The sequence below is a fragment of the Paenibacillus terrae genome (assembly GCF_005217525.1).
Classification (GTDB): domain Bacteria; phylum Bacillota; class Bacilli; order Paenibacillales; family Paenibacillaceae; genus Paenibacillus; species Paenibacillus terrae_C.
On sequence record NZ_PNXQ01000014.1, the window covers coordinates 299012 to 317253 of the forward strand.

Below are 18242 nucleotides of genomic sequence, written 5' to 3' on the forward strand. Positions count from 1 at the left end.
TGTTTTTTTAGAATACTATGAATTACCATAATTTCTGCTCTATATTAAAAATGTGAAAACCGAATTTCACTTGGATATTATTGATATTTATTCTAAATTGATTGTATAATCAGGGTGTTATGTAAAAAAACAGTAGCCATAAAATATAGGTAAATTTCGTTGTTTGGTGTATTCCGATGCTAGGAGGAAGGTTTATGGAATATGCGATTGCAATCCGTACAGAGATACGGAAGTGTATGCAAAAGAAGGGATATAACTTATCAAATTTTGCAAAAGAATCAACTATTACATCCAGTCATCTTAGTTCATTGCTTAGTGAAAGACCTAGTCGGCCATTATCGGTTCATCAACTGGATCGAATTAACTTTACTCTAAATAATCCGGAGGGTTGCTTTTATGAGTTGTATGTAGATGAATGTTTTTTGTCAGGAAAACCACATCGTAGTCGTGTGAAGCCTTTTTTGTTACGTTGCGCGGAGTTGGACAAAAAGAATTGTATTGAGCAAGTATTATCTCGAATGATGGAGGATTTGAATTATATTTCCTTGGTGTTTGAAGTTGCAGAGGAGTTGCACGCTAAAGGGAATATTCGTAAGTCGCTTGTGTTTTATGAATGTGTAGCAGAACATGAGAGATATCAGCACTCCGAGCGTTTGGCAATCAGCCAATATCGGCTGTTTCGAGCAGCATTGGGAAAGGATTTAGAAAAGAATAGAGATGCGGTAACACGGTTTTCACCTTTTCGTAATCGTTTACCTGTGAATTATCAGTTGGATGGACTATTACAGTTGGGAAACATATATTTTTCTTTGAATGACTGGAAACAGTTGGGGGAAAGTGCTGATGAGTTAATCGCATTAGCTAAGATCGTATATCAGGAACAGCAACAAAGAACAACGAGTAAGGGGAAGAAGTCATCTTTAAAAACGGAGCGACATCTTGTTGTATATTATGGAAAGGGCTATCTAATGAGGGCAGTTGCTTATGAGAAGCAAGGCCTTTATGAAGAATCCAAAAAATACATTAAAGGTTATGCTGATTTGAGTTGGTTTAAAGGTTTGGATGAAAATGCGACCAATGATGTAGAAAATTTCAAAATGTTTGCTATAGCCAACTCTTATACACTGGATATGCTTATGGGACATGTTCATATATTACAGGAATATACCCAATATCTATTAGATCATCCGCAAGAGATTCTAACTGGTCTGGTAGTTATCATAGAAGCAGCAAACAAGTATGGATTTGCAATTGAAGAAACGCTGGCCAAATTATCAAAGAAAATGGTAGAAGAAGAGCGACGAGATGAGATTATCTCTAAAGGAGGATGGTACTTGAAATTTCATTATCAACTTGCTGTTTATCTGTTACGCAATGGACAGACAGAAAACGGGGCGGATAGTATTTTTGAGATGCTGGAGTCATCAATTCTATGTAACGATTTTAGTTTATTTATTCAAGGCATATCTCTTTTTGAATCTTGTAAAGATAAAGTTAGCGACTCTCAACAAAACAAATACAGAAACCTGCTGGAGAGGATTAAAGAACACGAAAGTTTTGATCTTAGCCATCGCAACTATATTGCTTTGTTGTTACTTGGGCTTGATAAAACGAGATCGCACTTTTCGGAGATATTATAGAGCATAACTCACATAAACTACATAATTACGTCTGACCCTTGCCAACTGCGGCAGGGGTTTTCTGCTTTCTTCTTATTATTTAATCGTAGCAACATTGTTCATTCAGTAAGGGGAAAAAGGTTTATTCAAGGAATCTTATTGAGCGATACAAAAGGAAATAAAATTCGTATATACGTCATTTCAAACTTCTGATAACATCGTGTATATACTGCTTTATAGTAAGCGTGGACTTATGGAGCGAATATTAGTTCCACCTGACAAACTGTTACAGATACCTGAGGTTAACAGAATTTTTTAATTGAAGTAATTTCCGTTTAGCCTTGTCAAATTTATTGAATGACACATACGGTATACAGTATCTTAAAAAAAGGAGGAGTTCATGTGAGTGGATGTGTTGGGGGAGCTGAGCGTAGGGAAGAGCGTAGGGAAGAGCGTAGGGAAAACTGTTTTGGTGCTTTCACATCGCCAGCAGCAATTTTGGTGCTCTTTATTCTGTTGGTTATCATCACTAAAGCCTGTTGGGTTTAATTTTTAAAGCAATGTCACGGTAATGCCCGATCATTGTTTCGGTATAAAAGGCTCTATCGGTATGTAACCGGTAGAGTCTTTGTAATGTTTACCTGTATGCCCTGTCCTCTGATGTATTTGAGCTTATATTTATGTTGTACTGCAAACAAGGGATGAGTGGATATGAAGGGTAATGTAGTTGCTGGATCAATCAAGCTTACAGGCCAGATCGACAACTCAGAAATGAACGCTTCAGATATAAAGGCAGTACAGTTACTGCAAGTACAATACGAGGTATTAAATTAACCGGTAATTAAAATCCTGGACTGCCGATGTTCTATTGAACTATTGGGAACGATAATTCAATAGAACATCGTGGTATCGAGTCAGTTGTTTGGTAAGTTGGCGCAACTTCAATCATCCCAGCTCAAACTAACCTTGCTCAACTAACGCATCCATTTAAAATTCGTGCTTCATCCAATCCGATTATTTTCTGCTGGCATATACTCTTTATATATTTCAAAGTACACCCGGAAAGGAGTCAAAGCATATGGCAAATACCACTAGTCTTATATGGAATAATATTTCCGATCCAGCTGAAATTGTAACGATTTTACTAAGCAATGATGATCTCAGCACTGCCGGTGTTGTCGAAATTGAAGTGTTTCTTACGATTCAGGGTGTTTCAACACCCGTAGCCCATCAGCTTTTTTCAGTGCCTCCATTGATTACTTCTATTCGAACTTTCAATCTTTCTAGTGCTGCCGCATATGAAGTTCAATATAATGTCACGGGCACGACCAGCTTAACAGTAAATATATTCCCAACAGATGTAAATGGCAGTATAATTGGAGCCCAGCGAGTACTGGGCAGCGAGAGCCAGGAAATATCTCAATTAACGCCTGTTCCATAAAATAATGGTTTGGAGGGGACACAGATGCCAAGGACGTCGGGACCCATTCAGAATAATGGGTTGGCAACAACACTCATTTTGGCAATCCGAAATAGCAGTACGGTGCAAATACCTATGGTTCAATTAGAAGTTTTCATAATCACTGGCAACGGGCTGCCGAAAACACCTATTGCTCATGAACTATTTTCAGTGCCTCCGCTTTCTAATATTATTAAGACTTATAGTATTGCCGGAGCCTTGGGTTATGAATTACAAGCAGATACAACCTCAGGCAGCGATTTTACGGCTAACATCTTCACGATGGATGAAAATGGAGATCTAATTGACGCTCAAAGGGTCCTCGGCTCGGAAACGGTACCAACTGCGGCGTTTACTCCAGTTCCCTAATGAATAACAACGCGAGTTGGAGTCGGTGCAATGCTGTGTGCACTGAATAAAATAAGCAATAATATGACAGCCGGTAGTCGCTATTCTGAAGACCTGCCCGTTAGAATTCCTGTAAAACGAATAATTTGCTCTTTCCTTAAAAATCCGCAGCGTTATAGCAATCGAACCAATTTAAGATACAAGTATGAAAGCCTCTGATAACTCAGAGGCTTATTTTGCGTCTTGAGGAGGTGATGAGACTCGTGGCAAAGATAAAATCTACATTGGATATTCAATTGGATCTGACTAGGCCAGTTGAAGAATTGACTGAGGTCATTTCTGCTGTCATTGCTTCACAGCCAGCACGCCGGAAAGAAATACTTGAAGGTTTGGATTTAGCTGTAGGAAATGCTTTATCAGAGATTCAGGCTCAAGAGGAAAAAAATCAAAAAGTAAATGATGATAGCTCAGGAAAAGTTTCCTGAACGGAGAGGGGAGTAAGTAGTGAGCCAAATTAAAATGTTTGGCAGCACCGTATGGACCGCAATGGTCGGAGCAACGGAAAAGGAGGCGCTGGCAGGGGGGGGATAAGTCCCTTCGGGTGCTACTTATAATGATGGCGATTGATTATATTTTCGGTGTACTGGGAGCCGTTAAAACGAAAAGTGTTAATAGTGACGTTATGTTTTGGGGAGGGATTCGAAAGATCACGGTTTTGTTCGTGGTGGGGCTGGCCGCACAATTGGATGATTGGGGATACAGCCAGGCACTCCAATATTTCGCACAGCGCCATTTACTTTTATGTAGGGAGGGAGGGGCTGTCCGTGGTTGAAAATTTGGGCACGATGGGCGTTCCGTTAGCGTTTAAGCTTAAAAATTTTTTGTAGCAGTTAAATGACAAGGGAGATGGGAAGGATGCAACAACGAAACAGCCGTAATGCTCAAGGGATCGACGTATCCCGATATCAGGGGAAGATTGACTGGAAGGCAGTGAAGGATGATGGCATATCGTTTGCCTTCATTAAGGCAAGTCAGGGGAAATCATACCGCGATAAAACGTTCATTGGTAATGCGCAGGCTGCACGTGCTGTCGGAGTCATGGTTGGAGCTTATCATTATTTAGACGACTCTGCGAAAACGCCGGAGGATGCCCGAAGGGAAGCTGCAAACTTTGTGAGCGCCATTGATTCAGCCGGAGGTATCTCGGCTTTCGACCTGCCGCCTGTAATGGATTATGAGTCCAAATTAAGTCCGACTTGAGCAAAGCGGCGCTTACAGCCGTAGCTAAGGCGTTTTTGCAGGAGGTTGCGCGGCTTACTGGAGTACGACCAATCGTGTACAACATATCCTTCATTCATCGGTAATTTCAGCGGCTTATCAGATTACCCGCTGTGGATTGCCCAGTACAGCGTCACACAGGTTCCTCCTGGTGCGTCTGGCTGGTCAATCTGGGATTTTCTGTCAGTATAGCGATGGTTCGGCTCGTGGCACACTACCGTCCGGCACACGTAAGGTGGCTGGAATAGCGGGTTCAGTCGATTTGAATGAATTTGACGGTACGGCAGATGAGCTTCGGACGCGGTTCGGCAAGAAGACTCTACCCAAAGAGGACGCAGTGACCATCAAGAAGGATCATTCCAGATTAACGGAGAGAATGCGGGTAAGGCGTTGCTGTTTGATGGCAAGACCTACGTTCCACTGCGTGTGCTGGCGAATGCTCTCGGTATCCCTTTACGTTGGGATTATGCCAAAAAGGTCGCATATCTTAACAATCGTAAATTGCAGTCTGTGAAATTGGTTGAAAGAACATCTTATGTACAATTGCGGCCCATTGCGGAATCATACGGAGCTGAGATTTCGTGGGATGCTAAAAATAAAATTGCTGGCCTGAAAACGAAAGGGGATAAATAATCATGCAAACATTAATCGAAGGTGTACAACCGTACGTGACCACTATTGCTACAACCGCCGTAGGCGTACTCACGACATTCGTTTTGGCTGGCTTGAACACGGTTAAAGGGAAAGCAAACACACATGGCTGGAGGCACGTACAACGGCAGCACAGAGGGAAGTAATCCATAAGGTTGCTGGAGAGGGATTTGCTTTTGCTCAGACGGCATTTAAGCAAGCTGGAGGAAGCTTTACAATATGCTTCACTTACTCTTACCAGTCAGGGTATTGTAGTATCCAAAGTAGAGTTGAGATCCGTAATTGAGAAGGCATACTTGGAATATAAGGCTAAGACAAATGCAGTGTTGACTACTGAATCACTAACAAGTGAAGGGGCAACACAGGCAGCAGCTAAGGAAGCTGTATCGGATCTGGCTGCAAAGCTTAACAATTTCTTGGCACAAGCAACAGCGGATGTATCGTCAGCTTCGCCAACTGAGGACAGCCTGAGCAGACTTTACCTGTAAAATCAGCATAAATAGTTACAAAATAATTTTAAAGCCCCGAGCACTGGTCGGGGCTTTATTTATTTCACTCTCAAGTTATGGCTTATATCATTCCATCCAGTCACTTTTCCGTCAGTGAAACTAACCGAAGATAAATCAAGCCTCCATATCTCATACATTCCATATCCAGAAATACTACTTGGTGTGCCCATTACTCCCTTTACTTTATCCATTGAGTCGCCTTTGCTAAAGGTACCTTTTTTATTTTCTTGATTTTCAATGAATTGATCATCTTGAGTAGGATTGGTATTAGGAAGGTCTACATCTCGGTTCCGTACAGCAGCAAACTCACTTTCTGACATAGTTTGATCCGCCAATGTACTTTCGGTTTTGATTTCATCGACTTGTCTCTCTACAGCAGCCATTACATTCTGTGTGATTTTCTCTTCCTGTTTGTCAATTTCCATAGATATTTCACCTTTATATTGTTCCATTTTACCTAGTGCAGAATCAATATCAGGGGTGCTTTGCCAGCCGTCTTGAGTCAGAATCTTTGTTTCTCCAGTTAACCGATTGATCATTACAGGGTACTTTTGATCCAATTTATCGTACTTGTACATAGTGGGATAAATAAAAAGTCCAAATAATACAATAGACGCTAATACAAGAGGATAGATCGATACCAGTCTCCAATTTATCCGGATCTTCTTCCGTTCATTTTTGATTTGATTTTCAGGTTCCAAAGTATACATTCCCCTTTACATTGGATATTCTAGTCGTAGTCTATCAGAACTAGGAATATATATCCAGATAAAAAAGTTCAAACAACTGTAACTAAGTAACAAAAAATAAAATAAATTTTCTGCTGCGTGTTTGGTTGTAAAAAGGTCTGTTAATTTACCTATAAATGTAGTGCCACTTGTAGGCGTGCTAATTGGACTATTCATTGATAGGTAGCATATCTATTTACTGATCTTGCTGATATGGACCGGAAGAATGGCTGGATTAAGTGCTACTGATTAGTTTTAGCTGGCATCTAAGGATCGACTAGGTAGCTTAAAGAATAGTAAGTCTGATTGGAACTAACAAATGCCCTACTGGTTTCGGCTGGTAAATTATTTTTTGCTTGAAACACGAACGCGTGTTCTGTATAATTGTTTTATGAATTTAATGCTATATTTCTATATAATTAGTACTAATACCCTATTGAAATGTCGAATAATGTAAAAATATGTATGGATAAACCGGAGGTTATGGTATAAAATTGAAAAAAGACCAGAACCCGCAGGCCCTAGTCGCTTCCTAGTTCTCATTTTATTACATTTGACAATGGCCTGCAATATTTTATTCGGAGGCCATATATGAGTAAATTTACTGAAATTCCTGATAAACTTGTAAGACAACTAGCTAAGATCAAAGAGATAAAAGGGATTAGAGGGAAAGAGATAGAAGAGATTGAACAAGAAATTATAAAGGCTGGTCACGAAAGTGACTTGGAATATCTTAATGATCAACTTGCTTTTACCGGAAAGATAAGTGGATTAATTATTGAAAAACCAATTGATGCTTTTCCAGAGGATGCTAGCAATGCAGCTAATTTCATTACGCGGCTTAAAGAAAATAAGCTTATACCTAATGATGTTTCAAAACAGAAAAATTGGTTTGTTGAATATAATGATGAAATAAAAATATGTGGTATTAAAATTGAAGAAGAATCTGTTTTTATCAGCACAGTTGAAAAGAAAATTAGTACCTATCAAACTGGTTGGAACAAAAGATCGCCTAATGAGTATGCTTATTTCGCGTCCCTAGTTTTTCATTTTACCAATCAGTTGATTGAATACAGATGTCCTGTAACTAGCGTTAATAAGTACAAAAAATTTGCATTGAATATTCTAGGCTTAAATGAAAAAGTGGAATGTGCCAGGTTGACCAAGCTAACACCTGCTGATGCTCGTAAAGTAAAAGAAAATTTAAAAGGTTCTTATACATCTGAACAAATTTCCATTCCTTTTTCGGTAGGTTCTATTACGTTTACAAGAGGGAAATCTTCTGTTGATTTGGATATTGATCCTTTAATGGTGATTATGAAACAAGCATTAAACGATGTAAATGTACCGACAGATGATAAGCTTGATGTTGTTTGTAAATTGGATGATTTTATAGATCAGCGTACAAAGGTTGAGCTTCCTTTTTCATTTGAAATTAACTTGAAGAGTGGCGGTTTAAAGTTTAAGTCAGGTACTATTACACAAGGCACTATTGATCACGTCGTAGAAGCTATAATCAAAGTCGCCTTTTTGGATAAACAGCAAGATTTAGCAGCCACAATTTAGATGCATGACACTAATAGGAGGGGATTAATGTGACAAAACCAATAGCTAAGATAACCTCAGTGCTAGAACAATGGGCGCTTTATGATCCTCCTATGGTTGATTTTACGGTTGAAAATGTGCTTCATGCAATTAGATACGAAGCAACTTATGATTACGTGTTGAAATTCCTCATTTCCAGAAATGGTTTTGAATTAAGTGTTTCACGGGTTTATATGTGTCCTAATAATCACAAGGCGTTTTATTGTGAAGTAGACGAGGAAATTGATGAGTATGATTTGCCGACTTGTCATATTTGTGAACAAGAAATTGTTAATGATTTAGATCATAGTTTTTTAGTTTTTAGTTTTACTGATGAATATAGGGAAGATATTAAAAAAAAAGACCTCTTCAGATTGAAGAAGCTAGTGTGTCATTAGATGAGCGATATATAGTTAAGACTTTGGGTGATCTTAAGAGGGAAGGTTTAGATATAGATTTATTGCTTAAAACTATTAATGGGGGCGTAATGATTATGAATATTGATAATAGAAAAAACGTTGTTAACGGCGTTACCGCAACTAATCAACAATTGAATTTTGGTGACAGTGTAAGTATGAGTCAAACTGTAGGGGCTTTATCTGAAGATAACATAAAGAAACTTTTTGATGATTTGTATAAAACAATTAAAGATAACGGAGATGAAAGAGACATAGAGATTGCAGGTAAGGTCGAAGAAAGTATAATGAACAAGAATTGGGATGCAGCTAAAATGATTTTTGGTGCATTACCTAAAGTTATACAAGTATCGGCTGCTGGAATTTCTATCGCTAAAGCATTTGGCTGGATGTGATTATTTATTTAAACCGACTTGGTACTAGACTATGTTTTATTGGGACACCCTGCTGGCTATGCCGACAGGGTGTCATTTACGTGCTGTATGCTATATTAGTTATAAGAGTAACACCTTTGTGTATTGAAATTTATAATTCTTTTTTTGAATGATTAACCGTAAAACTTGATGTAAAATCCCTACTAACCTTAATTGGTTGGTAGGGCTTTTTGACATTTTTCCTTAGTTTGCTTTATATTATTGTCGACCAAAACGATGCTCCTATAAGCTTGGAAAGGGAGCAAACAATGGACAAACTTTTGTATAAATTTTAATTAGCAGTGGAGTAGTAGTTATTCTTATGATAATTGCGGCGTACAGCTTTATATTTTATTTATTGGTGTAGAATTAAAAGATATAGCGCAACGAGTAGTTATTACCTTAAGTTAGCGGACTCTGGACTAAAAGAAAATATTCAAATAATAAGATTAGACTTTTAGGGGTGTTTTGGTCGGCTCCCTAAATGGGGGCTGATCATGATCATGGCACCTTATAAACAAATATAATTATCTAATTGATTAGTTAATTAGATAATTGCAAAAGAACTCTGCTGGCCTTCACACAGGTCGTCAGAGTTCTTTTGTTGAAGGATTTCTCAAACCATTCACCGAATAGCTATTTGAGGTGATCAGCATGAACCGTACATATAAGTATTTTCGAAAGCACCGTTGTGCAATCTGAAAGCATTGGTGACACGCTACTGGCTACGTTGGGGGGTGTTTTTACATTTAAGGGGATAAACATTAAAAGGAAATTAATCAATCCAATACAAAAGACTCCATCAATATTGACAGAGTCTTTTGTATTAATTGTTATAAGTTTTGTTATTAGGATGGGAAAAGTGTTTCGGAATCTGCGGAACCGCCATCACCAAGCCAGCGGTTAGGGCCTGCAAATGAGAAAGTTTTCGCGTTTCCAGTTATTTTAATATTAGCGATTTTCCAACCAGGTTTATATCCAGATCCATCAGTTCTAATCGTAATTTTTCTGATGTCACCAAGGTTGCTGGTGCTGATTCTTGTTGTATCAGAATCTCCCTGTTCAAAGCTTCCATTGAGTGTAGCGGTAGCATAATCTCCATTAGAACCATACAGAGTTATAGAAATATTTGAATCTGTTCCAGCATCTTTAAGATTGGCTGTGTTTACAGTAACAACATATTCAACATTAGCAAAAGGTGTAACTGACTCTATACTTCTACTAGAGTCTTGAAATGAACTATAAGTGTCACTTGTGACCTGATCGGCAAAAGAAGGCGCTGCGAAAGCTACAGATGAGATAAACAGTGCTGATGCTAGTAAAGATACTTTTTTCATTAAATTGTTACCACCTTTCTAGTATTTGTATTTAATGTTATACATGTGGCACATACTTGTACATAGTTCTTTGGTTGTGAAGAAGAATATTTTTATTGTCTTTGTTTGTCATATTTTATCCTTATGTGTCGATATCCTTGTTTCAATATGAATTACTGAGGTGATCAGCATGAATCATACATATAAAGTGTTAAAGTCGCGTATCGAACTATTTGCAGCAGCATTAAGCCAGGTAAGAGTATATGTAGTAAAGCCGTTGAGTGAGGATATGGTGGGGGTTGTAGACTACCTGTTTGCCGCACCTGAGGCACAGCGACTTTTTATTTTACATTATAAGGGGAAGTGCCAGCGTCGTTGTCACCAGGTGCAAACATAAGTGAAATATAGTGAATATATTTGGGTTGACAGCACATTTGGACAGCAGTATGCTTGCTAGGGAAATATGGATGTCCTCGTTAGGTGAGGCTCCTATACGAACATAAGCCACTGCCCGGAAACATCGAAAGATGCCAATGGGTATAACAGGAATTGCCGGATTAAGGCTCTTCTTAATGTGGCTAAAGAACTTTGGTTCTTTTACGTCGTATAGTGCTAAAGCTCGACTTGGGGGAATCGGATATTTGCATGCCTTATCTTGCATGCAGAACGACGCCCCTTCAGTTGAACTGAGGGGCGTTTTTATTTCAATGTGTTAGGTATTGGCAGTGACATGGTTCTTGTGAGATCAGTAAAATATGGAGCCAACAATACGATATGGGAGAGGGGGGTAACCATTCTATGAGTAGTCGAAGTTCGACTGAACCGGATCCAGAGCCAGTGAGTCTATTGGCAGTCGGGTTAAAACTAGATACCGTAATTGAGTATGGTTGCAGCTCCTCTCCTACGGGGTAGTATTGGGCCTGACTGCCTTAAAACAAGGAGGTAGTCGACATGTCAAAAATGAATTTTTTTCAAAAAAAGCAGCAAAATAAAAGTGCTGCTCAAATTCAAGGCTTTGATATTGAATTGAATCCGGAAAATACTCGTCGTATTGATCGGCTAGTCGATAGTTACGAAAATAGCATTCTTTCTCATTTAGATGAAGCGTACCAAAGAACGACAAGCTGGCAAGATCGTCTTGCTGATCGGATTGCATCATTCGGCGGTAGCTGGAGATTTATTACTTATTTTGCTATCTTTCTGACCATCTGGATACTCTTGAACAGCTTGCCGTTTACTCGCTTTCATTTCGATGAACCTCCATTTATCTTGTTGAACTTGTGTTTGTCTTTTATCGCAGCATTCCAGGCTCCAGTCATTATGATGAGTCAGAACCGCCAAGCTGCAAGGGATAAGCATGAATCGATCATTGACTTCGCGATCAACTACAAAGCGGAACAAGAGATTGACGATATGCAAAGCCACCTTCATCGGATCGAAGGCGAGCTGATTGAGATTAAAAAACTTTTACTTGTTCTAAACAACCGAATGAATGAAGAACACAAATGACCCTTTTGATTATATGGAGGCCCCGTAGTAAAGTTTTCACCTGAATCGATTAAGATTAACGGAAGCTATTTTATGAGGAATCAGTTTGAATTAAAAGTAGATGTAAAGAAGGACTCCACTGGTATATAGCCGGAATGGAGTCCTTCATATCATTTATTTAGTTGAATACTTGCTTACTTCAAACGTGAGTATTTTATTGAAGATTACATAGTCTTTACGGTTGCTGAATGGGCCTTTGTTATTATTGTGCTTGTCAATTGCAAAGAATGAGGCACCTCTACCAGCATCTTTAGCGTCATACCAAGCGATGAAGGCACTCAGTTCTTTTTTGCTTAAATCGAATTGACCGGAATTGTAATTGGACAGATAACCAATTTTGCATTATCAAAACGAGAGAAATAAAAGCCTGTTTGTCTCGAATTGCATAACTACTCCTCTTGTCTTTATTCCAAAGACTCTACCCAGTTTTTAAAAATAATCAGCAACTCATTTAGATTTTGTACACCACCGTAGCCTTTAAATGTTGTTTCGGCTTTTTTACAATGAATCCAATCTGATTCACTTCGTTCGACAGATATCGGTTCAAAATCTTTTTCAGCCAGTATCGTTCCTTCTAAATGAATGAATATAGACCAGCCTGGATTATCCAGTGTTAAAATCTGTATTCCTTCTGCATGTTCCCAGACTCCATTACAATGTTGAGCAAACCAATTTTGTATCCATGTCATAGTATCCATTGAAGTATAATACCTCTACATAATAGCCTTCGACAATATAAAATAGGGCCGACTTCATTCTAAAACAGCCTGCGGGCTGTTACGAAACGTTGCTGCCATTTATCGTCAAGCGTGTCAAAATGAACGCCGCGTTCTTTGGAGAACGTATGGAGCAATTTGTTGTTCCCCGCATAGATAGCCACATGGCCGATCTCCAGCCCGCGTGCGCTGAAGAACAGCAGGTCGCCTTTGCGCAGCTCGTTTAGCCCGACCTTCCGGCCTTCTTTAGCTTGATCGTAAGAGACCCGGGGGAGCTCGATGGAGAGCGTATGCCGGAACACTTCCGCTACAAAAGAAGAACAATCAAAGGTCGATGTCTGGCTGGTTGCTGCGCCGAATTCATAAGGGGTACCGAGGAATTTCTCCCCGTAGGCGATCAGTTCTTCCCCTTGCCGTTCCGCCAGGGATGGGCTGGTATAATCGCTGTATTTTGGTTTTGCCGATATGTATCCGGTCAGATTGTCTTTGGTGCGCACTTCCAGCCAGAGAGCATTGACCTCGCGGATGACATGAACCTTTTCGCCGCCTGAAATAAGCCGCAGGGAAGGGGAAGCTCCCGATGAATCTGGCTCGCTGCGCAGGTTGACCCCGGAAAGAACCGTTGTGAAAAAATCGTTCCTGGAGACAATCCGAATCGTCCGAGTCAGTGCATCCCACTTCACTGTGCTCCCAAGCGCTTCGCTTACAAAGCGCAGCGGAATCATCGTATTACCCTGAACAATCTGTCCGGGAACATTCAGGGACAGCTCATTGCCGTTTAGGGTGGAGGTGAGTTCCCCGATACGGTAGGTCAGCACTGTGTCGTCTTTGGTAGCCGTTACGGTTTTGCTGGATCCGTTCCAGGAGAGCCTGGCTCCTTGCGCCTCAAACAACTGGCGCATGGGGACGAGCGTTGTCCCGTCTAGCAGCAGCGGCGGGGCGGCAAGCTGGAGCGGGCGGTCATCCAGATAGACGGTCGTCACTGGAGTCAGCGGCACCGATTTCGCATAAGACGGGTTCGCTTGGAGCTGCGATACGGCCAGTAGAGCCAGCAATACTCCCTTTTTGATTGTCATGCTGTCATCACCTCGTTGTTGATATGTTCATCTAAGTTGTACGAGGCTGACCTTAATTAGTTGTGTACCAAATATTGGAGCGATTCTAGCTTTCCTTCAAGGCGCCGTGCACGAATCCATCCGCCGCCGTCAACCGGCGATGTGCTTCAGCGGCGTCAACTCCAGCCAGCAGCATAACAATCGCCGTCTTCACGTGACCTTCCGATTCATGGAAGGCTTGTTCAATTTGCTCCCCGGAAGCATCTGTAGCCAGTTCGATAATACGCTTGGCCCTGTAGACCAGCTTCTCGTTAGAGGGGTTCAAATCGACCATCAGATTCCGGTACACTTTGCCGATACGGATCATTGCTGTTGTGGTCAGCATGTTCAGAATCATTTTTTGCGCCGTTCCCGATTTCATCCGCGTCGAGCCCATGACAACCTCGGGGCCGACGACGGCTTCAATCGTCAGCTTGCCGAGCCTGGTCATCGGCGTTCCGTAGTTGTTGCAGAGGCCGATAACCACCGCTCCCCGTTCTCCGGCGCGTTTCATCGCGCCCAGCACATAAGGTGTACGTCCGCTGGCGGCAATGCCGATGACGACATCGTTCACGCTGATTGCGGCATCGTCGATATCGGAGGCGCCCAACTCCTCGCTGTCCTCCGCGCCTTCGACCGGGTCCTTGACGGCCCGGAATCCGCCGGCGATTAAGCCCTGTACCATCTCGGGGGTGGTTCCGTAGGTCGGCGGGCACTCCGAGGCGTCAAGAATGCCGATTCTCCCGCTCGTTCCGGCACCAACGTAGAACAGCCTGCCGCCATTGCGGAACGCCTCCACGATAAAGTCGGCTACTTCGGCAATCTGCGGTATCAGACCGTGGATTACCTCGGCGACCTGGCGGTCTTCATTGTTAATTAGATGCATAATTCCAGCGGAATCGAGATGATCGATTGCATTTGTTTGGTCATTGGGCTGCTCTGTAATCAAACTACCTAAAATATGGTTCATGAGGTTCCTCCTACCAGTCTAGTATACTGAGTATTTCGCATAATTTCCCAAGCAATATTACAGCGGTATTTCAATTGAATATGCAAAATCCTGTTTCTCTGTATTGAATCTACAACAAGGTGGATGGGGGTTCATCCTGCCGCCCGTCCACCAGTTCGCGGGCCAGCCGCGCTGCTCCGACCGAAGGCGGCGCTCCCTGGCTCCCGTCAACAAAAACCAGTCCACCGAATGACTCCTGCAGTCTACCGCACAGCATTTCGCGGAAGAGCGGGGCGTATCTGAACATGGAGCCGCTGAGCACGGCCAGCCCCTGCCGGAGTACGGGCGATCTGCGCAGCAGCGCTGCCACCGTATCCGCGAGCGCTTCGGCTTCGCTTGCAAGAATGCCAGTGGCGGCAACATCTCCTCGCGCGGCGGCCTGAATGCAGATTTTGGCGAATGCGGCGATCTGCGCTTTGTTGTGGGCCGGGTTATAGATGTAACCCTTCAAGTCGGTAATCCGCTGAAATCCATACTCCTGCATAATCATATCGGTCATTAGGGTCGGGGGATGAACGGCGTCGAAGCTGCGCATGACCGCTTTCAGCGTGCGCAGGCCGACCTGGTAACCGCTGCCTTCATCGCCCAGATAATGTCCCCAGCCGCCGGAGCGTAGGCGGGAACCGTCAGGGAGATAACCGTAGCATATGGAGCCTGTGCCTGAGATGATAAGCACTCCGGAACGGCTGCCGAGCGCGGCCATCAGGGCAATCTCTCCTTCGGAGCGCACAAACACTGGAAGGACAAGCCCACGTTCTGATAGATGCTGCTGAACAGAGCTTTTAAGCAGATCACATTCTTCCTTGGTATCAAAACCTGACATACCAAGACAGATGGAAGCGCAATCTTCAATTTTAGTCTGTAATTGTTCCGATACTATGTCAATAACTGACATGACTTCTGTAAGCGCTACCTCGAATCCGACGCTATGCGGATTCGAAGGCCCTCCGGTACAGCGGGTCAGCAAGACTCCTTGTTCGTCCAAAGCGGCTGCATCGGTCTTTGTGCCGCCTCCATCAAGGCCTACATACACTTTCATCGATCAATCACCACTTTGATTTTTTTCTAATTATAGGGGAAACTTCGTTTAAAGTAAAATAAAATTTCACATGAAAAATATGAGTTGAAATTTTATTTCACTACTCATATAATGAATTCAATCCAATGTTTTGGAAGGATAATAAACCGTTCATGTTATTTAATCTAACATTTAAATTTGAAGGTATTTTTCGAGCATCATTTGCAAAATACCACTTTATCAGGGAGGTGCTTACTTTCAATGAATGGCAGCTTAATTCGTCTGCGGGAATTGCATGAATCGCTCAGTCCATCTGAGCACAAGATTGCCGCGTATATTTTACAGAATCCGGATGAGATGATCCATCTGTCCATTGCTGAGCTGGCTGCAAAAAGCGGCTCAAGCCAGGCAGCCATTGTCCGGCTGTGCAAGACGATCGGATTCAAGGGGTATCAGGAGCTTAAAATCAAAGTTGCTGGCGATTTACAGGGAAGAGATCCAGGAATCGTTGGCTATCAGGAAATTCGTCCGAACGATACCATTGCCGCGATTATGCAGAATGTATCGAACAATAACATCCAATCGATCCGCGATACGCTGAAAATTCTGGATGAAGAGATGGTGGAGCGGGCGGTGGAGGCGATTGACCGGGCGAAGCGGATTTACTTTTTTGGAGTGGGTGCTTCAAACCTCATCGCGATGGATGCCCAGCAGAAGTTTTTGCGGATCAACAAAACGAGCTTTTCGTTCGCCGACCCGCATGTGCAGCTTACCAGTGCCATAACGGCAACCATCGAAGATACGGCTGTCTGCATTTCGTATTCCGGCGAGACGAAAGAAGTAATCCGCGCCGCGTCCATCGTCAAGGAGAACGGCGGCACTGTGATCAGCATCGCCAAATACGGCAATTCCACATTAAGCCGGAACGCAGACATATCGCTGTGTACCTCCGCCACCGAAAATGAAATCCGCAGCGGAGCGATGGCGTCGAGAATTACCCAACTCAATCTGGTTGACATTCTGTATCTCGCTGTAGCCAGCCGGAATTACGAGCAGTCCGTCACTTATCTGGAGAGAAGCAGGCAGCAAATCAAACGGCTATAGCGCCTCGGGCAGAGTGCAGCATTGCCGCCAATTAACAAGAACATATGCAAAAGGGAGAGGAAACGATGAAAAAAAGTCTGTTGCTCTGTATGGTTGTTGTGCTGATGCTGATGAGCGCCTGCGGCAAATCGGGCGGAAACAAAGAAGCCGAAAGCCCGGATGACAAGGATACCGTTGTAGTCTGGACCTATCCGGTACACGGCACATATGAAGATGATCTGAAAGAAATGGTGGCCAATTTTCAAAAAGAGCATCCGAACATTACAGTGAAGACGGAAGTGCTGTCCTGGGCCGAGGGGCCGAAGAAATTTGACGTTGCCCTGAACGCCGGCAGCCCGCCGGACCTGTATTTTCACAGCGTGGACGGCACGTATGTTAATACCGGTCTTGCCCTTAAACTTGATCCCTACATGACCGACGACATCAAAACTGATTACCTGCCGGGAACGCTGGAGCTTGCGCAGATTGGCGGCAAACAGTACGGGCTTCCGTTGTACCAGTTCCAGTGGGCTTGGGGAGGCAACAAGCGCATTCTGGAGGAAGCGGGTATTGATTGGGCCAAAATCCAGCAAGAAGGCTGGACCTGGTCACAGTTCAACGAGGCGGCGGCCAAGCTGACCAAAACCTTGAACGACGGCTCAAAGCAATATCCGCTGGTTACGGACGGTACCTCGCTTGATTTTATCGAAATGCTCTCCCGCAACAACAATATGCCTGATGTTCTTGATGAGTCCGGGGCGTTCCAATGGGGTGACGAGCGAATCGTCGAGACGCTGAATTTCATCAAAGGGCTGCTGGATAAAGGATATATGCCGAAGGAAACGGCGGCGATCGCCCCGGCCAAACGCTCCGATATGTTCTATGCCGGACAGGCGGCGATTATTTCCAAAGCGATTCCGTATTATGACGTCATGATCCAGAACCGCAACAAGGATATTGATTCCGGCAAGGTAAAAGGTGAAAAAATCGATTTTGTGCTACTGCCGGTTCCGCATAACGACAATGCTCCGGCCAAGACAACGATGGGGGCGGAAGGCTACATCGCCTTCAAACAGAAAAACGACAAGGGCGAGCAGCATGCCAAAAATACATTCCAAGTGCTTGAATACTTGAGCAATGCCAAAGCCGGAAATTCCTCCAATGAGCTGGTGCTGCCATTTGTGCGTAAATCCCAGGCGGACCTGTTCGCTGGCAAGGCGCTCGGCTCGGAAGAGACGATCAAGGCATCGGCGGCCATGGCCAAACATATCGTAAATCCGGTCACGCTGAAGCTTGATGCGGCAACTGCCGCCAAAATGAAGCAGTTCAAGGAGCAGGTGGTGACACCAAACCTTCAGGCGCTCTATTCCTCAGAGAAAACGCCGGAGGCAATCGCTGAGGAGTTCAAGAGCAAAGGAACGCAAATGCTCGGCAAATAGACAGGAGGAGAGGA

The 18242-nt window shown here is 43.0% G+C and carries 23 protein-coding genes, 2 pseudogenes and 1 riboswitch; of the genes and pseudogenes, 18 read left to right on the forward strand and 7 right to left on the reverse strand.

Features of this window, described 5'->3' with window-relative positions; all coding sequences use genetic code 11:
* The first annotated feature begins 194 nt into the window (after positions 1–194).
* The 11 genes and pseudogenes from C1I60_RS16115 (at position 195) to C1I60_RS25750 (ending at position 5843) form a co-directional block, all read left to right on the forward strand.
* Complete coding sequence (locus C1I60_RS16115) at positions 195–1640, forward strand: helix-turn-helix domain-containing protein (protein WP_137062650.1); 1446 nt, start codon at positions 195–197, stop codon at positions 1638–1640.
* A 450-nt stretch (positions 1641–2090) separates the two neighbouring features.
* Positions 2091–2168, forward strand: a pseudogene (locus C1I60_RS25725) (YjcZ family sporulation protein); the annotation flags it as partial.
* Positions 2169–2697: 529 nt separating this feature from the next.
* On the forward strand, positions 2698–3060 hold the full coding sequence (locus tag C1I60_RS16120; RefSeq protein WP_137062651.1) for a hypothetical protein: 363 nt from the start codon (positions 2698–2700) through the stop codon (positions 3058–3060).
* 24 nt (positions 3061–3084) lie between these two features.
* Positions 3085–3447 carry a hypothetical protein gene (locus C1I60_RS16125; RefSeq protein WP_137062652.1) on the forward strand — a complete coding sequence of 121 codons (363 nt, stop codon included), beginning with the start codon at positions 3085–3087 and terminating at the stop codon, positions 3445–3447.
* Between the two features lie 242 nt (positions 3448–3689).
* Positions 3690–3911, forward strand: a complete 222-nt coding sequence (locus C1I60_RS16130) for a hypothetical protein (RefSeq protein WP_137062653.1) — start codon at positions 3690–3692, stop codon at positions 3909–3911.
* A 128-nt stretch (positions 3912–4039) separates the two neighbouring features.
* A complete protein-coding gene (locus C1I60_RS25730; protein WP_252361744.1) occupies positions 4040–4258 on the forward strand; it encodes a phage holin family protein in 219 nt (72 codons plus the stop codon).
* On the forward strand, positions 4251–4313 hold the full coding sequence (locus C1I60_RS26450; protein WP_491844699.1) for a hypothetical protein: 63 nt from the start codon (positions 4251–4253) through the stop codon (positions 4311–4313). Before C1I60_RS25730 ends, C1I60_RS26450 begins: the two co-directional genes overlap by 8 nt.
* A 28-nt stretch (positions 4314–4341) precedes the next feature.
* A complete protein-coding gene (locus tag C1I60_RS25735; protein WP_252361745.1) occupies positions 4342–4686 on the forward strand; it encodes a glycoside hydrolase family 25 protein in 345 nt (114 codons plus the stop codon).
* Between the two features lie 381 nt (positions 4687–5067).
* On the forward strand, positions 5068–5337 hold the full coding sequence (locus C1I60_RS25740) for a stalk domain-containing protein (protein WP_434784402.1): 270 nt from the start codon (positions 5068–5070) through the stop codon (positions 5335–5337).
* Positions 5338–5339: 2 nt separating this feature from the next.
* The gene (locus C1I60_RS25745) at positions 5340–5501 is read left to right on the forward strand and encodes a hypothetical protein (RefSeq protein WP_252361747.1); all 162 of its coding nucleotides are present in this window, start codon (positions 5340–5342) and stop codon (positions 5499–5501) included.
* Between the two features lie 30 nt (positions 5502–5531).
* Entirely contained in the window at positions 5532–5843 is a 312-nt protein-coding gene (locus C1I60_RS25750) for a hypothetical protein (RefSeq protein WP_252361748.1), read from the forward strand.
* A 59-nt stretch (positions 5844–5902) separates the two neighbouring features.
* Here the strand turns inward: C1I60_RS25750 and C1I60_RS16150 are convergent, their stop codons facing one another.
* Entirely contained in the window at positions 5903–6565 is a 663-nt protein-coding gene (locus tag C1I60_RS16150) for a hypothetical protein (RefSeq protein ID WP_137062654.1), read from the reverse strand.
* A 618-nt stretch (positions 6566–7183) separates the two neighbouring features.
* Between C1I60_RS16150 and C1I60_RS16155 the strand changes: the two genes are divergently transcribed.
* Genes C1I60_RS16155 through C1I60_RS16165 form a run of 3 tightly spaced genes read left to right on the forward strand, consistent with a single transcriptional unit; the run spans position 7184 to position 8987 of the window.
* Positions 7184–8158 carry a hypothetical protein gene (locus C1I60_RS16155; RefSeq protein WP_137062655.1) on the forward strand — a complete coding sequence of 325 codons (975 nt, stop codon included), beginning with the start codon at positions 7184–7186 and terminating at the stop codon, positions 8156–8158.
* Positions 8159–8187: 29 nt separating this feature from the next.
* Positions 8188–8574, forward strand: coding sequence for a hypothetical protein (locus tag C1I60_RS16160; protein ID WP_137062656.1), 387 nt, complete (start codon positions 8188–8190; stop codon positions 8572–8574).
* Positions 8565–8987: a hypothetical protein gene (locus C1I60_RS16165; protein WP_137062657.1), complete on the forward strand. Its 423-nt coding sequence runs from the start codon at positions 8565–8567 to the stop codon at positions 8985–8987. The genes C1I60_RS16160 and C1I60_RS16165 overlap by 10 nt, the downstream gene beginning before the upstream one ends.
* Before the next feature lie 866 nt (positions 8988–9853).
* Here C1I60_RS16165 and C1I60_RS16170 read toward each other — a convergent pair.
* The gene (locus tag C1I60_RS16170; protein WP_137062658.1) at positions 9854–10342 is read right to left on the reverse strand and encodes a PLAT/LH2 domain-containing protein; all 489 of its coding nucleotides are present in this window, start codon (positions 10340–10342) and stop codon (positions 9854–9856) included.
* A gap of 169 nt (positions 10343–10511) precedes the next feature.
* Here C1I60_RS16170 and C1I60_RS16175 point away from each other — a divergent pair, with 169 nt between their 5' ends.
* Positions 10512–10718, forward strand: coding sequence for a hypothetical protein (locus tag C1I60_RS16175; protein ID WP_137062659.1), 207 nt, complete (start codon positions 10512–10514; stop codon positions 10716–10718).
* 68 nt (positions 10719–10786) lie between these two features.
* Positions 10787–10959: riboswitch (M-box (ykoK) riboswitch) on the forward strand.
* A 313-nt stretch (positions 10960–11272) separates the two neighbouring features.
* The gene (locus C1I60_RS16180) at positions 11273–11830 is read left to right on the forward strand and encodes a DUF1003 domain-containing protein (RefSeq protein ID WP_137062660.1); all 558 of its coding nucleotides are present in this window, start codon (positions 11273–11275) and stop codon (positions 11828–11830) included.
* 153 nt (positions 11831–11983) lie between these two features.
* Here the strand turns inward: C1I60_RS16180 and C1I60_RS25755 are convergent.
* From C1I60_RS25755 to C1I60_RS16205, 5 genes and pseudogenes are all read right to left on the reverse strand, one after another.
* Positions 11984–12175, reverse strand: a pseudogene (locus C1I60_RS25755) (hypothetical protein); the annotation flags it as partial.
* A gap of 98 nt (positions 12176–12273) precedes the next feature.
* Positions 12274–12567: an immunity 53 family protein gene (locus C1I60_RS16190; RefSeq protein WP_137062661.1), complete on the reverse strand. Its 294-nt coding sequence runs from the start codon at positions 12565–12567 to the stop codon at positions 12274–12276.
* A 59-nt stretch (positions 12568–12626) separates the two neighbouring features.
* Positions 12627–13661 carry a C40 family peptidase gene (locus tag C1I60_RS16195; protein WP_137062662.1) on the reverse strand — a complete coding sequence of 345 codons (1035 nt, stop codon included), beginning with the start codon at positions 13659–13661 and terminating at the stop codon, positions 12627–12629.
* Between the two features lie 85 nt (positions 13662–13746).
* On the reverse strand, positions 13747–14649 hold the full coding sequence (gene murQ, locus C1I60_RS16200) for an N-acetylmuramic acid 6-phosphate etherase (RefSeq protein ID WP_137062663.1): 903 nt from the start codon (positions 14647–14649) through the stop codon (positions 13747–13749).
* Positions 14650–14758: 109 nt separating this feature from the next.
* Positions 14759–15727 carry an N-acetylglucosamine kinase gene (locus C1I60_RS16205; RefSeq protein WP_137062664.1) on the reverse strand — a complete coding sequence of 323 codons (969 nt, stop codon included), beginning with the start codon at positions 15725–15727 and terminating at the stop codon, positions 14759–14761.
* Positions 15728–15967: 240 nt separating this feature from the next.
* Between C1I60_RS16205 and C1I60_RS16210 the strand changes: the two genes are divergently transcribed.
* Complete coding sequence (locus C1I60_RS16210) at positions 15968–16810, forward strand: MurR/RpiR family transcriptional regulator (protein WP_137062665.1); 843 nt, start codon at positions 15968–15970, stop codon at positions 16808–16810.
* A gap of 65 nt (positions 16811–16875) precedes the next feature.
* Positions 16876–18228, forward strand: a complete 1353-nt coding sequence (locus C1I60_RS16215; protein WP_137062666.1) for an ABC transporter substrate-binding protein — start codon at positions 16876–16878, stop codon at positions 18226–18228.
* Positions 18229–18242 lie beyond the last annotated feature (14 nt).